The sequence below is a fragment of the Paracoccus lichenicola genome (genome assembly GCF_009708075.1).
Classification (GTDB): domain Bacteria; phylum Pseudomonadota; class Alphaproteobacteria; order Rhodobacterales; family Rhodobacteraceae; genus Paracoccus; species Paracoccus lichenicola.
Genome location: NZ_WMBT01000019.1, coordinates 1 through 14,087, shown reverse-complemented (window position 1 = coordinate 14,087; position 14,087 = coordinate 1). Strand labels below are relative to the sequence as shown.

Sequence of the window (14,087 nt, the reverse complement as noted above, 5' to 3'; positions counted from 1 at the left end):
TTGCCATGACCGCCCATCGCCCGGCCACCCGGCTTTCCTTTCTCGACCGATACCTGACGCTCTGGATCTTTGCGGCCATGGCGCTTGGCATCGCGCTCGGGACGATGTTCACGGGCCTGCCGGACGCCCTTCATGGGATGTCGGTCGGCTCGACCAACATCCCGATTGCCATCGGGCTGATCCTGATGATGTATCCGCCCTTGGCCAAGGTGCGCTACGAGGAGTTGCACCAGGTCTTCGCCGACAAGCGCGTCCTGGTTCTGTCGCTGGTGCAGAACTGGTTTATCGGCCCGGTCCTGATGTTCGCCCTCGCCGTGACCTTCCTGCGCGACAGCCCTGAATACATGACCGGTCTGATCCTGATCGGCCTCGCACGCTGCATCGCCATGGTGCTGGTCTGGAACCAGCTGGCGCGCGGCGACAACCAGTATGTCGCGGGGCTGGTGGCCTTCAACTCGATCTTCCAGATCCTGTTCTTCTCGACCTATGCCTGGCTGTTCCTGACCGTGCTGCCGCCGCTCTTCGGCCTGGAAGGCAGCGTGATCGACGTGAGCTTCTGGACCGTCACCGAGGCCGTGCTGATCTACCTGGGCCTGCCCTTCGTTGCAGGCTTCCTGACCCGGCGCGTCCTGATCGCGCGCAAGGGGGCCACCTGGTATCAGGACGTGTTCCTGCCCAGGATCAGCCCGATCACGCTGGGGGCGCTGCTGTTCACCATTGTCGCGATGTTCAGCCTGAAGGGCGGCGACGTGGTGCGCCTGCCGCTGGATGCGCTTCGGATCGCTGTTCCGCTGGTGCTGTATTTCGCCATCCAGTTCCTGGTGAGCTTCGCCATGGGCCGGCTGATCGCCAGGGACTACCCGCGCACCACGGCTATCGCATTCACCGCCGCCGGCAACAATTTCGAACTGGCGATTGCCGTCGCCATCGCGGCCTACGGCCTGGCTTCCCCGGTCGCGTTCGCGGCCGTGATCGGTCCGCTGGTCGAGGTGCCGGTGCTGATCCTGCTGGTCAACGTCGCCCTGCGGCTTGGCGGCCGCTGGTTTCCCAACGATGCCATGCTGAAGGAGGCCCGCGCATGATCCCCGACCTGCCGAACCTGTCGCCCGAGGCCATCCGCCAGCCGGACCTTCCCCCGGTTCCGCGCGCAACCCATCCGCCGCGCATCCTGCTGCTCTATGGCTCGCTGCGGGAACGCTCCTACAGCCGCTTTGCCACGCTGGAGGCCGAACGGCTGCTGCGTCACTTCGGCTGCGAGACGCGCGTCTTCCATGCGGGCGGCCTGCCGCTGCCCGACGATGCCGAGGCCTCGCACCCGAAGGTGCAGGAACTGCGCGAGTTGTGCCTGTGGTCCGAAGGCCAGGTCTGGACCAGCCCCGAGCGGCACGGCGCCATGACCGGCGTGATGAAGTCCCAGATCGACCGGATCCCGCTCTCGATGGGGGCGATCCGGCCGACCCAAGGCCGCACCTTGGCCCTGATGCAGGTTTCGGGCGGCTCCCAGAGCTTCAACGCCGTGAACCAGATGCGCGTTCTCGGCCGCTGGATGCGGATGGTGACGATCCCGAACCAGTCCTCGGTCGCCAAGGCCTATGACGAGTTCGACGAGGCTGGCCGGATGCGCCCGTCGCCCTACTACGACCGCATCGTCGATGTGATGGAAGAGCTGGTGAAGTTCACGTTGCTGACCCGCGACCTCTCAGACTTTCTTACCGACCGATACAGCGAACGGAAGGAAACGGCGGCAAAGCTTGAAGCACGGGTGAAGCTGAAGGCTGCAACCTAATGGTCGCGTGTCTGCTGCTGCGGCTGAAAAGTTGGAGCTACGCTGCGGAGTGGACGAACGGCAACTGAGGGCTCTTCGCGTCGATCTCTTGGCTTTGCTGAACGTCGACAGAAGAGGTGCAGGTCCTAACAGGAAAGGCCCCGCATCGCGCGGGGCCTTCCATCAAGGGGTACCCGACATGCCAAGGGTAGGGGCACTGGCATGACCGGGTCATCTGAGCCCCGGAACCGGCGAGGGTCGGACGGGCTTTCCTGGGAGAGAAATGAAAGACGACCAGACATGCTGGATCGCTTTGCCCGCTACGCGCTCGTCGTGGATGACAGTCCCCTGATCCGGATGGATGCACAGGCCATCCTGAAAGGGGCGGGGTTTCGCGTGCTCACGGCCGCAGGCTTCGAGGACGCCATGGAAATACTCGCTTCCCGCGGCCATTTCCTGAAGCTCCTCTTTACGGATGAGCAGATGCCGCCCGGCAGGATGACGGGCTGCGACCTGGCGTTTCGATGCGCAAGGGGCTGGCCGATATCGGGATCATCGTCACTTCTGGCGCAACACCGCTGGGACCGAAATTCCGTAGATTGATACGGCAAACGCCGTCAGAAAATTTCGTGGCTCTTGCAGAATTTTCTTGACAAGCCTGAGGGACTTGCTGCGCATCGGGCACTTGCCTTGCACAACCGAGCTGATGAAACGCTTCACTCACCTGTATTTTGAAGTATTGGGCAGCGCCCGCCGGTATGAGTTTCGGCTATATGCTTTTTTGACCGCTCGACGGCTTGGAGGAGGCCGCCAGTTGACCCTCCCGAAGACCTTGATGCTGTCGCTGCTCTTGTCGTGTCCAAGTGTTGAGATTTTTGCACAGCCCACGCGTGGCGGCCCAGTCGTCAACCGCACCGTCTTCCAGACCAAGACCATCGCCAGCGTGACCGCCGTCACCGAAGTCTTCGGTCGTGGCCAGAAGGTTTCGGGGGCCGTCGTGGAATACGCCGAATCCTTGGCGGTGTCGCCGGTCGCGGCCAGTGCCTTCGAGGTGAACGACCGAACCATCCTTTCCGCCAGGGTTGCGGCCGGACCGGATACCGGCGCGCCCGAGGAGGAAGGACGGTTCGTTCATCTTGCCCTGGATCCTGCGGACGAGGCCGCCACCGTCTTCGGCCCCGATACGGACAAGGCGGCCGAGATCGCCGTCGAACAGGTCGCGCCGCTGGCATTGGCGCGGGGCGGCACGGTGGCTCCGACGGAAAGGGCTGTCCTCAATACCCGCGTCCGCAACCTTGTCGTGGACGACTTCCAGCCCTTTCGCTTCACCGATCCCGAAACTGGGCTGATCCTCGATTACAATCTCTACATCCCCGAAGGCCCCGGCCCGCTGCCCCTGGTGACGTTTCTGCACGATGCGGGCGTCACGGGCCCGAACCCGCGCCGTGTGCTGCAACAAGGACTGGGCGCGGTGGCATTCGCCAGCCCCGCCGACCAGGCGCGCCATCCGGCCTTCGTGCTGGCGCCGCAATTCCCGGTCGCACTGGCCAATGACGCGGGCCAGACCTCGGTCTATGTCGAGATGCTGCCCCGGCTGCTGGAGCAGCTGGCCGCCGACCATCCGATCGACCGGGACCGGCTTTACGTCACCGGCCAGTCGGGCGGCTGCATGAGCAGCATCGCATTGAATCTGGCCCATCCCGACCTGTTTGCCGCGACGTTCTGCGTGGCGGGGCAATGGGACGCCGGAACGGCCGCGCGGTTGGCGGGAACGAACTTCTGGGCCGTCGTGTCCGAGGATGACGCCAAGGCCTTTCCAGGCATGGGCGCGATCATGGATGCCATCGCGGCGGAAGGCGGGACCGTCGCCCGCGGGATCCTTGATGCGAAAGCCGCCCCCGAGGCCATGGAACAGGCGGTGGCCGCGATCCGCGCGCGCAGCCCCGAAGCCCATGTCTTCTTCACCCCCTTCGTCGCAGGCAGCGTCCTGCCCGAGGGTGGCGCCGGAAACGACGGCGCGGGACATGTCAACACCTGGGTTCATGCCTATGCCATCCCCGCGATCCGCGACTGGCTGTTCGAGCAGCGGCGGTAAGGGAATGCCTGATGCCGACGTTCCGCGCCGGGTTCACCGCCGTCGGCACGATCAGGGATCCTGCGCGGCGGAAAGGCCGGTGCGTGGCGCGTGCATGGGAAACCACGGGGCACGGGCGGCCTGCCAAGCGGGATGGACCGTTTGCGGAAAAGGGGCGCCGCAGGGCGGCGCCCCGATTTCAGGCTTGGGTCAATACGGGCTGTCCGGGAAATAGAACTCGGCCGCGTTCTCTTTCTTGATCAGCGGGCTGTCCAGAACATAGCGGCCCCGGATCGGCGACTGCGTGGCGTATCGCATCGCCGTCACCTCGATGGCGGGCTGGATCAGCGTCGGCGGATAGAAGATGTCGGCGTCGATCAGCGTGTCGCCGTCCATGATCATCTTGATGACCCGGTTCATGCCCGATCCGCCCAGAAGCACCATGCCCTCCTGCCGCTCGGCCTGTTCGATGGCGGCACGGGCGCCCAGGGCCGCGTCGTCGTCGCCCGCCCAGACCCCGTCGATCTGCGGGAAGCGGGTCAGATAGTCCTGCATCACCTCGAACGCCTTATCGGGGTTCCAGTTGGCATATTGCATGTCCAGGATCTCGACGCCCGACCCGTCCAGCACCTTCTGGAACGCCTCGATGCGGATGTTGTCGATGGCGGTCGGGATGCCGCGCATGACGACGATCTTGCCGCCATTGGGCAGCTTGGAGCGGAAGTATTCCCCCGCGACGACGCCGTATTGCGGGTTGTTGCCGCCGACATACAGATCCTCGATCCCTTCCTGGGCAAGGCCCCGGTCAACGGCGGTGATGAAGATGCCGCGGTCCTTGGCGGCCTTGACCGGTTCGGTCAGCGGGTCGCTTTCCATCGGCAGGATAATCAGCGCGTCGATCTGCTGGGCGACCAGATCCTCGACGTTGTTGACTTGGCCCTGCACGTCGCCCGAGGTGGTCAGGATGAATTCGAGCTGTGGAAAGGCGGCCTGCATCGACTGGATCGTGCGCTCGGTGTGGAAGTTCAGGCCGCCGGTCCAGCCGTGGGTGGCGGCGGGAATCGCGACGCCGATCCGGGCGGTCTTTTCCTGGGCGGCGGCGGGCAGCACGGCGGCGGCGGGCAGCGCCAGCCCGGCGGCGCCCGTGGCAAGCAGATTGCGGCGTGACAGTTTCATGGTCTTCTCCTCCGTTGGGTTAATCAATGGACCTGCGGCGTTGCAGCAGGACGGCGATGACGATGATCACCCCCTGGAAGGCGCCGTTCAGATGCGGGCTGACCAGGCTGGTCAGGTTCAGGATGTTGGCGACAAGGCCGAGGATCAGCACGCCCACCACGGTGCCCCAGACCCGGCCATAGCCGCCCGACAGCGCGGTGCCGCCGATGATGACGGCGGCAATGGCTTCAAGCTCCCACAGCAATCCGGTCGAGGGGGTCACGGCGCCCAGGCGGGGGATATAGATCAGCGTGGCCAGCCCGACGCAAAGGCCTTGCAGCACATAGGTCGCCAGCCGCACCCGGTCGACGCGGATGGCGGAATGCCGCGCCACCTGCGCATTCGAGCCGATGGCGGTGACATGGCGGCCAAAGCGCAGGCGCGTCATGACGATCTCGCCCCCGATTGCAAGGACCGCGAAGATCAGGACCGGCACGGGAACGCCCAGCACGGTGCCGTAGTAAAGCGGCCGCCCCACGTCGCGCAGCGCGAAATCCAGCGAGATCGAGCCGCCGTCCGACATCCAGGTGATCAGCGACCGCATGATCCCCATCGTGCCCAGCGTGACGATGAAGGCGTCGATCTTGCCCCAGACCACCAGGCCGCCGTTCACGAATCCCGCCGCGCCCCCGAACAGCAGGGCCAGAAGCAGTCCCGCAACCAGCGAGAGGAAGGGACCCAGCGTCGGCAGCATGGCGTTCATGGCCAGGACTGACAGGCCCGCGACCAGGGCAGCCATCGCGCCGACGGACAGGTCCAGTCCCTTGCCGGTGATGACGAAGGTCGCCCCGATGGCGATGATGCCGATGACCGCTGACCGGGTCAGCACATTGAGCAGGTTTTCCGAGGACAGAAAGGTCGGGCTCAGAAGGCTGCCTGCCAGGAACAGCAGGACAAGGCCCAGAAGCGGCCCGGCCCGGCCAAGCGTGGTCTTGATCATAGGGGGGTTCCTTGTGTCCCGAGGCCAAGGGCCAGATCTAGGATATCGCGTTCGGTGGGCCGCTCGCCTTCGGGCGGGGCGATGATCCCGGCCACCCGGCCCCGGTCCAAGACCAGGATCCGGTGCGCCAGGCCGATCAACTCGGACATCTCGGACGAAATGACGATCACCGCCTTGCCCTGCGCGGCAAGGTCCGCGATGACCTGGTAGATCTGGCCCTTGGCGCCGATATCGACGCCGCGCGTCGGCTCGTCGAGGATGACGATCTCCGGCTCTGACGCCAGGGTCTTGGCGATCAGCACCTTTTGCTGGTTGCCGCCCGAAAGTCTGCCGACGGCGATCCTGGGCGATGCGGCGCGGATCGAATAGCGCCCCTGCGCCTGTTCATAGAGCCTCGCTTCGGCACCGGGATCGAGCACCGTGCCTCCCGTGAGGGCGCCGACGGTCAGGGCGGTGTTCACCTGAAGGTTTTCCCCAAGCAGCAGGCCCCGTGCCTTGCGGTCCTCGGTTAGATAGGCAAGGCCCAGCTGCCAGGCCTCGACGGCATCCGGCAAGGGGCGTTCGACGCCCTTCAGCGCGAAGCGCCGGGCCGTGGCGGGCCGCAGGCCGACAAGCCCTTCCACCAGTTCGGTGCGCCCGGCGCCAACAAGCCCGGCGATCCCCAGGATTTCACCCGGTGCCAGGTCGAAGCCGACGTCCTGGACCGGCGAGCCGAAGTTGCGCGCCACCGACAGGCCTTCGACCGACAGGATCGGGGCGGCCGTGGGCAAGGGCGAAAGGGGCGGAAACAAGTCCGACATCTCGCGCCCGATCATGGCCGAGGCGATGTCATGTTCGTTCAACGCGTCAGTCGGACGATCCAGCGTGATCTCTCCGTCGCGCAGCACGGCAACGCGATCGGAAATGGCAAGCACCTCGTCCAGGCGGTGCGAGGTGAAGATGACCGAGCCTCCACCGGCAACGAAGTCGCGGATGCAGGCAAACAGCGCGTCGGCTTCCTTGGCCCCCAGCACCGCAGTCGGCTCGTCCATCAGCAAAAGCCGGGGCCGTGCCGCAAAGGCCTTGGCCAGTTCGACGACCTGCCAACTGGAAACCGGCAGGCCCGCCAGGCCGGCCCGCGGGTCGATGTCGGATTTGAGGAGCCGCAAGGCGTTTCGGGCGGTTTCCCGCATGGCGGCATAGTCGATCAGTCCCAGGCGGCCGGTCGGCTCGTGCCCCAGCAGGATGTTCTCGGCGACGCTCAAATCCGGGATCAGGGCGAATTCCTGATGCACGAGCACGATCCCCGCCGCCTCGGCGCCCTGAGGGTCGGACGGGATCGGCCGGCCTTCCCATGTCGCGGCGCCCTGACCGGGGGCAAGGTAGCCCGCGACGATCTTCATCAGCGTCGATTTTCCGGCGCCGTTTTCCCCCACCAGGGCCAGAACCTCGCCTGTCCCGACCGACAGGTCGATGCCGTTCAGGACTCGGTTCGGGCCATAGGCATGCGCCACACCATCCAGTCGAAGCACCCCCGGCTGCTGATTCTGCTGCATGGTAAAATCCTCCGCTGCAACAAAAACAGCATTCTTGTATTAACTGCAATAGTTATTGCATTGCTGAAGGAACGAGGCTTCCATCACCCGGACGACCGGGATTCGGCAAGAGGAGAGTTCGACATGACCGAGACATTCAAACGCGGGGCGGCCTTTCCCGCCGCAGGCAGGAAGCTGCGCCTTGGCGTGGTGGGCGGCGGTGCAGGTTCCTTCATCGGACAGGTCCATGCGCGAGGAGCGCGGTTGTCGGACCGCTGGCAGATCGTAGCCGGCGCGTTGTCTTCACGTCCGGACGTGGCACGCGCATCCGGGCAGGCCTGGGGGCTTGATCCCGCGCGCAGCTATATCGACTGGCACGAGATGGCCCGAGCGGAAGCGGCCCGGCCCGACGGGATCGACGCGGTGGCGATCACCGTGCCGAACCATCTGCATTTCCCGGTCGCCATGGCCTTCATGGATGCCGGCATCGACGTGATCTGCGACAAGCCTTTGGTCAACGCGCTGGATGAAGCACGGGCGCTGATCGAAAAGCAGCGCCAGACCGGATTGATCTTCGGCGTGACCTATTCCTTTGCCGCCCATGCCATGGTCCGGCAGGCGCGCCAGATGGTGCGGGAAGGCGTCCTGGGCAGGATCACCCAGATCCATGTGGAGTATTTTCAGGAAATGGCGTTGCTGCCCGCCGATGCGGCCTGGTCGGGCACGCCCTGGCGGCAGGATCCCGCAAAGGTCGGCGGTGCGGCAACAACGGCGGACATCGGCACTCATGCCCATCACTTGGCCGAATTCGTGTCGGGCCTGCGGATGACCGAACTCCGCGCCGACTTCCATCGGCTGGGCGCGGATCAGCCGCTGGAGGATACCGCCTTCATGACGTGCCGCTTTGACGGCGGCGTGCCGGGCACGCTTCTGATCTCGCAAGCGATGGCAGGGGCAAGTTGCGGCCTGCGCCTGCGCGTCTCGGGAACCGAGGGCACGCTGGACTGGGATCAGGAGAATCCCGAATACCTGCACCATCGGCCCTTCAACGCTCCGCATATCCGCATTTCACGCGGGCACGGTGCCGGCATGCTGTCCGATGCCACGCGCTTCGTTCACATGCCGCGCGGTCATCCCGAGGCGCTTTCGGACGCCTGGGCCAATCTTTACGAGGAGTTTGCCATCGCCATCGAGGCGCGCCGCGACGGTCGTGATCTGCCCGAAGGGCTGCTGGCCTTTCCAAGCCTCGAGGAAGGCGCGGCGGGCGTGGCCTTCATCCAGGCGGCAATCCGCTCGGACGCCGAAGGGGGCACCTGGGTCCGCTGCATCTTCGATGCGTGACGGCAAATCACCGTTCCTTGCTGTCCGGATGATGTCGGACCTGAACAGGCTACCCTGCGCCAGGCATGGGCAGGGGAACAGCCACATGCAACGGAAGCAATAATTGCTGATTGTTGCAGCCGCAATTTTTATTGCAAATATGTTGCCGAGCGGCTAAGGCTCGGAGTGAAGCAAGGGAATCCCTCTGCTTTGAGGCGACGCGCGGATAAGACAGGGCACCTTTGTCAAGATCGCCTGCACGCATGACGGGAGGTCGTCATCAGGTCGGAAATCGTCAGCGGAACAGCCGTTCCGCCGGGAGCTTGGTGTTGCCTTGCGGCATCGTGAATTGGGTTGCCGGCCGACGTGAGATCGGGCGGTCGTAACAGGAGGAGGAAAGACCGAATGATGAAGAAAATGATGGCGGCCACGGCATTCTGCGCGCTGATGGCGGGAACCGCACAAGCCGAGACCATTGGCGTTGCAATGTCGCTGTTTGACGACAACTACCTGACCGTGCTGCGCCAGAACATCGATCGGCATGCCGGCGAACTGGGGGTCGAGGTCCAGATGGAAGACGCGCAGGGCGATATCGCGCGTCAGCAGTCCCAGATCGAAAACTTCGTGGCCTCGGGCGTGGACGGCATCATCGTCATGCTGGTCGATGCGGACTCGGGCCAGGCCATGTCGCGCATCGCCGAGCAGGCGGATGTTCCGCTGGTCTTCGTCAACATGCTGCCCGCCAACATGGAAGAGTTTCCTGCCAAGCAGGCGTGGGTCGGTTCCGACGAGGAACAGGCAGGCGAACTGCAAGCAACCGAGATGTGCAAGCGGATGGGCGGCAAGGGCGACGCGGTCATCCTGATGGGCCAGCTTGGCACCACGGGTCAGCGCGGGCGCACCGCGGCGGTCGAGCGCGTGCTGAAGTCCGACGCCTGTTCGGGCATCAACGTCCTGGATTCGCAGTCGGCGAACTGGATGCGGACTCCGGCACTGGATCTGATGACCAACTGGCTGACCTCGGGAATGCAGCCGGCTGCCGTCTTCGCGAACAACGACGAGATGGCCCTGGGCGCGGTCCAGGCGTTGAAAGCCTCGGGGATCGCGATGGACGACGTCATCGTGGGCGGCGTCGATGCGACCCAGGATGCGCTTGCCGCGCTGGAGGCCGGGGATCTGGACGTCACCGTTTATCAGTCCGCCAAAGGCCAGGGCGAAGGCGCGCTGGACACGGTTCTGAAGATCGCGCGCGACGAGGCGTTCGAGCAGCGCGTGCCCGTTCCCTTCGAACTCGTCACGTCCGAGAACGTGGCCGAATACAAGCAGCAGAATTGATCCGGACAGGCGCCCGGCTTCGGTCGGGCGCCTGAACGTCCATTCGGGGGCTGCGACCCCTGGCACTCTTTCGGGGGGAAAGATGGTTTCGACGAACACGCTGGAGGCAGTCCAACGCTACAAGCAGAAAAGCCTGCCTTACATTCTTGAAATCGAGGGTATCCGGAAGGAATTTCCCGGCGTCGTGGCGCTCGACAACGTGCAGTTCCGGCTGCGCCCCGGCTCCGTCCACGCGCTGATGGGTGAAAATGGCGCGGGGAAGTCCACGCTCATGAAGATCATCGCCGGCATCTACAAGCCGGACCGCGGCACCATCCGGTTTCAGGGCGAGGAGGTCACCCTGACCAGCCCGCTGGACGCGCTGGAGCGCGGCATCGCCATGATCCACCAGGAACTGGCGCTGATGGACTGGATGACCGTCGCCGAGAACATCTGGATCCGCCGCGAGCCGACGAATGCGCTTGGGCTGATCGACCACCGCAAGATGACCGCCATGACGCAGGCGCTTTTCGACCAGCTCAGCATCCGGATCGACCCCACGGCCGAGGTCAGTTCGCTGACCGTGGCGCAGCGGCAGATGGTCGAGATCGCCAAGGCGGTCAGTCATGAATCCGATGTGCTGATCATGGACGAACCGACCAGCGCGATCACCGAAACGGAAGTCGAGCATCTGTTCGCCATCATCCGCGACCTGAAGGCCCGAGGGGTGGCGATCGTCTATATCACCCACAAGATGAACGAGCTATTCGAGATCGCGGACGAGTTCTCGGTGTTTCGCGACGGCAAGTATGTCGGCACCCATGCCAGCGCCGACGTGACCCGCGACGACATCATCCGCATGATGGTCGGGCGCGAGATCACCGACATGTTCCCCAAGGAAGAAGCCGAGATCGGCGACGTGATCCTGTCGGTCGAGAACCTGTCCCTGCCGGGAACCTTCCACGGCATCACCTTCGATCTGCGCAAGGGCGAGATCCTGGGCCTGGCGGGCCTGGTCGGGTCGGGTCGCTCGAACGTGGCCGAGGCGCTTTTCGGGGTCACGCCCGCCACCGAAGGCACGATCCGGATCGCGGGCCGGGACGTCTCGATCGGTTCCCCCAAGGATGCAATGCGCGAGGGCATGGCGCTCTTGACCGAGGACCGGAAGGATACCGGCTGCTTTCTGCCGCTGACCGTTCTCGAGAACATGCAGATCGCCGCCCTGCAGGACGGTCACGTGAAGATGGGCTGCGTCGATGAGCGTGGTCTCACCGTCCTGTGCAAAGAAATGCAGGACGCCCTGCGCATCAAGACCCCCAACCTTGACGAGCGGATCGAAAACCTGTCCGGCGGCAACCAGCAAAAGGTTCTGATCGCCCGCTGGCTTCTGACCAAGCCGCGCATCCTGATCCTGGACGAGCCGACACGCGGCATCGACGTGGGTGCCAAGGCGGAAATCCATCGCCTGATCTCGCGCCTTGCGCAGCAGGGCGTCGCCGTCATCATGATCTCCTCCGAGTTGCCCGAGGTTCTGGGCATGTCCGACCGGATCATGGTCATGCACGAGGGGCACATGACCGGCATCCTGGACCGGTCCGAAGCCAATCAGGTGAAAATCATGGAACTGGCGGCCCGCTGAGGCCCGCGCGGCGTCACTTTCGCCGAGGAGGAGAAATATGATGGAAAATGTGCAGATCGAACCCGTCAAGCGATCGCGGCGCAGCCTGCCGCAGGAACTGAACATCCTGTTGGTCCTGGTAGCCGTGGCCCTCGTCTTCGAGATCCTGGGTTGGCTGTTCCAGGGGCAAAGCTTCCTGATGAACAGTCGCCGCCTGACGATCATGATCCTTCAGGTATCGGTCGTGGGGATCATCGCCGTTGGCGTGACGCAGGTCATCATTACCGGGGGCATCGACCTGTCGTCCGGTTCGGTTGTCGCCATGACGGCGATGATCACCATGAGCGTGGCCCAGTCGAGCGAGTTCGCCCGCGCCATGTATCCGGCATTGACCGATCTTCCGGTGATCGTTCCCCTAGCCGTAGGTCTGGGGATCGGGCTGCTTGCCGGAATGATCAACGGGGCATTGATCGCCTGGACAGGCATTCCACCGTTCATCGCGACGCTGGGCATGATGGTGACGGCACGCGGCATCGCCAAATGGTATACCAAGGGACAGCCGATCAGCTTTCCGACAGACAGCTTTGCCGCCATCGGCTCGGGCGCCGCGCCGGTCTTCATCTTCCTGGCGGTTGCGGTGATCTTCCACTTTGCCCTGCGCTATACCCGCTATGGCAAGTTCACCTATGCCATCGGCGCCAACCCGCAGGCGGCCCGTGTCTCGGGCATCAACGTGCAGCGCCATCTGGTCAAGGTCTACGCCATCGCCGGCCTGCTGGCAGGCCTGGCTGGCATCGTCACCGCCTCCCGCGCGGCAACGGCGCAGGCCGGCATGGGGATGATGTATGAACTGGACGCGATCGCTGCCGCGGTGATCGGCGGCACCTCTCTGTCGGGCGGCCGCGGCCGGATTTTCGGCACGGTGATCGGAACGCTGATCCTGGGCTTGATGATGTCCGGCTTTACCTTCCTGCGGGTGGACGCCTTCTATCAAGAAATCGTCAAGGGCATCATCATCGTCGCTGCCGTGGTGGCGGATACCTTCCGCCAGAAGGCCCGAAGCAAGAAGGCCTGATATCTTTCCCGACTGGCCCGGAGTTGCTCCGGGCTTTTTCATGGGCCGCGCCATGTTCCCGGCGGTTTGCGCATCGCCTGCTGAACGCGCGGTGACAGCTTTGGCCGTTTTTCTGGTGGAACCGTGAAAGGGCGGACTTGGCGTGCCATTGATGGCACGCGTCATGCTGAACAAGCTACCCGGGAATAAGCTAGGTTCCCGTTACCGTCGGAATGCGGGGATCCTCGGCATTCTGCTGAACGCGTGCGGCTACAGCGACAACAAGAGCCTGTGCCAAGCACATCGGTGCCGCCAAGGAACGCGAAAACGTGTAATCATGTTCGGGCACCGGGAACAGCACGCGCGCCCAGCGTGCCAAGGGCGACAGGGTGCTGTCGGAGATGGCGATGATATCGACGCCCTTCTGTCCAACCTCTTCAACGACGCTGACAACCTCATTCGCGTAGAACCGGAACGAGACCGCAAGCAACACGTCCTTCTTGCGGATCGTGCGGCTCATGTGTGTTGCCAGGCCACCACCCGGATCCAGCAGCACGCAACGCTTGCCCACCATGGTCAGCACATAACGCAGAAGTTCGACGACGGGCGACGAGCGCAGTTGCCCGATGAGATAGATGATCTCGGCGCGATCCAGAAGATCCGCGGCCAAGGCCAGATCGGCGGGATCCACCTCATTCAGGAGCTGCTGGAGAGAAGCGATATCCCGCACCACTAAGTCTCGCAGAAAGCCGATCTCAGTAGGATCGCCGGCTCCTTTCAACTCCGTTTCCAAGGCTTTTACCCGAGCTTCGAAGCCAGGAGCGGCGGTTGCGAGGCGCTTCTGGAAAAGCGTTTGCAACTCCTTGAACCCCTTGTAGCCCAAGGATTGCGCAAATCGAACGAAGCTAGAGGCATGGATGCCACAGCGTTCTGCAATGGCATTCACAGAATGAACCGCGACCTCGTTGGGGTTCTGTGTCAAGTAGACCGCAATACGCTGATAAGTCTTGCTCATCTGGTCATGACGGTCGTGAATGACCCGGATCAACTCCTCATAGTCCTTGGGGGATGCATTCATCGCGTCAGTTCCTTTGCCCTGGATGCTGCAACAAATATTGCAATGAGCCAAGTGCTTTCGTTTCACTCCATCTCGACCAGCAGATCCTTGGCGTCGATCTGCTCGCCGGGGCGGACGTGGACGGCTTTCACCACCCCGTCGCGGTCGGCGTGCAGGCCGGTTTCCATCTTCATTGCCTCGATGGTCAGCAGCAGG

13 protein-coding genes are annotated in these 14,087 nt (G+C 64.0%); 8 read left to right on the top strand and 5 right to left on the bottom strand.

What is annotated here, in order from left to right; all coding sequences use genetic code 11:
* Window positions 1-5: 5 nt before the first annotated feature.
* The 4 genes from arsB to GIY56_RS16530 all read left to right on the top strand — a co-directional run bounded on the left by arsB (window position 6) and on the right by GIY56_RS16530 (window position 3,860).
* On the top strand, window positions 6-1,082 hold the full coding sequence (arsB, locus tag GIY56_RS16545) for an ACR3 family arsenite efflux transporter (protein WP_154765975.1): 1,077 nt from the start codon (window positions 6-8) through the stop codon (window positions 1,080-1,082).
* Window positions 1,079-1,786: an arsenical resistance protein ArsH gene (gene arsH / locus GIY56_RS16540; RefSeq protein WP_154765974.1), complete on the top strand. Its 708-nt coding sequence runs from the start codon at window positions 1,079-1,081 to the stop codon at window positions 1,784-1,786. Before arsB ends, arsH begins: the two co-directional genes overlap by 4 nt.
* A 279-nt stretch (window positions 1,787-2,065) precedes the next feature.
* Window positions 2,066-2,368 (top strand): response regulator, encoded by a 303-nt coding sequence (locus GIY56_RS16535; protein ID WP_196053675.1) that lies wholly within the window; start codon window positions 2,066-2,068, stop codon window positions 2,366-2,368.
* A 211-nt stretch (window positions 2,369-2,579) separates the two neighbouring features.
* Window positions 2,580-3,860 carry a pyrroline-5-carboxylate reductase gene (locus GIY56_RS16530; RefSeq protein WP_154765972.1) on the top strand — a complete coding sequence of 427 codons (1,281 nt, stop codon included), beginning with the start codon at window positions 2,580-2,582 and terminating at the stop codon, window positions 3,858-3,860.
* A gap of 189 nt (window positions 3,861-4,049) precedes the next feature.
* Here the strand turns inward: GIY56_RS16530 and GIY56_RS16525 are convergent, their stop codons facing one another.
* The 3 genes from GIY56_RS16525 to GIY56_RS16515 are packed head-to-tail and all read right to left on the bottom strand — an operon-like array spanning window position 4,050 to window position 7,529.
* A complete protein-coding gene (locus GIY56_RS16525; protein WP_154765971.1) occupies window positions 4,050-5,015 on the bottom strand; it encodes a substrate-binding domain-containing protein in 966 nt (321 codons plus the stop codon).
* 19 nt (window positions 5,016-5,034) lie between these two features.
* Window positions 5,035-5,994: an ABC transporter permease gene (locus tag GIY56_RS16520; RefSeq protein WP_154765970.1), complete on the bottom strand. Its 960-nt coding sequence runs from the start codon at window positions 5,992-5,994 to the stop codon at window positions 5,035-5,037.
* Window positions 5,991-7,529 carry a sugar ABC transporter ATP-binding protein gene (locus tag GIY56_RS16515; protein WP_154765969.1) on the bottom strand — a complete coding sequence of 513 codons (1,539 nt, stop codon included), beginning with the start codon at window positions 7,527-7,529 and terminating at the stop codon, window positions 5,991-5,993. The genes GIY56_RS16520 and GIY56_RS16515 overlap by 4 nt, the downstream gene beginning before the upstream one ends.
* A gap of 123 nt (window positions 7,530-7,652) precedes the next feature.
* Here GIY56_RS16515 and GIY56_RS16510 point away from each other — a divergent pair, with 123 nt between their 5' ends.
* The 4 genes from GIY56_RS16510 (at window position 7,653) to GIY56_RS16495 (ending at window position 12,835) form a co-directional block, all read left to right on the top strand.
* The gene (locus GIY56_RS16510; RefSeq protein ID WP_154765968.1) at window positions 7,653-8,849 is read left to right on the top strand and encodes a Gfo/Idh/MocA family protein; all 1,197 of its coding nucleotides are present in this window, start codon (window positions 7,653-7,655) and stop codon (window positions 8,847-8,849) included.
* Window positions 8,850-9,233: 384 nt separating this feature from the next.
* Window positions 9,234-10,163, top strand: a complete 930-nt coding sequence (locus tag GIY56_RS16505; protein WP_154765967.1) for a substrate-binding domain-containing protein — start codon at window positions 9,234-9,236, stop codon at window positions 10,161-10,163.
* An 82-nt stretch (window positions 10,164-10,245) separates the two neighbouring features.
* Entirely contained in the window at window positions 10,246-11,781 is a 1,536-nt protein-coding gene (locus GIY56_RS16500) for a sugar ABC transporter ATP-binding protein (protein ID WP_154765966.1), read from the top strand.
* Between the two features lie 40 nt (window positions 11,782-11,821).
* Window positions 11,822-12,835, top strand: a complete 1,014-nt coding sequence (locus GIY56_RS16495) for an ABC transporter permease (protein ID WP_196053676.1) — start codon at window positions 11,822-11,824, stop codon at window positions 12,833-12,835.
* 190 nt (window positions 12,836-13,025) lie between these two features.
* On the opposite strand, the gene GIY56_RS16490 is transcribed toward GIY56_RS16495, so the two are convergent.
* Together GIY56_RS16490 and GIY56_RS18960 are read right to left on the bottom strand one after the other, a co-directional pair.
* The gene (locus GIY56_RS16490; protein WP_154765964.1) at window positions 13,026-13,892 is read right to left on the bottom strand and encodes a MurR/RpiR family transcriptional regulator; all 867 of its coding nucleotides are present in this window, start codon (window positions 13,890-13,892) and stop codon (window positions 13,026-13,028) included.
* Between the two features lie 62 nt (window positions 13,893-13,954).
* A partial coding sequence (locus GIY56_RS18960; RefSeq protein WP_196053674.1) for a biotin/lipoyl-containing protein occupies window positions 13,955-14,087 on the bottom strand: 133 nt, incomplete at its 5' end.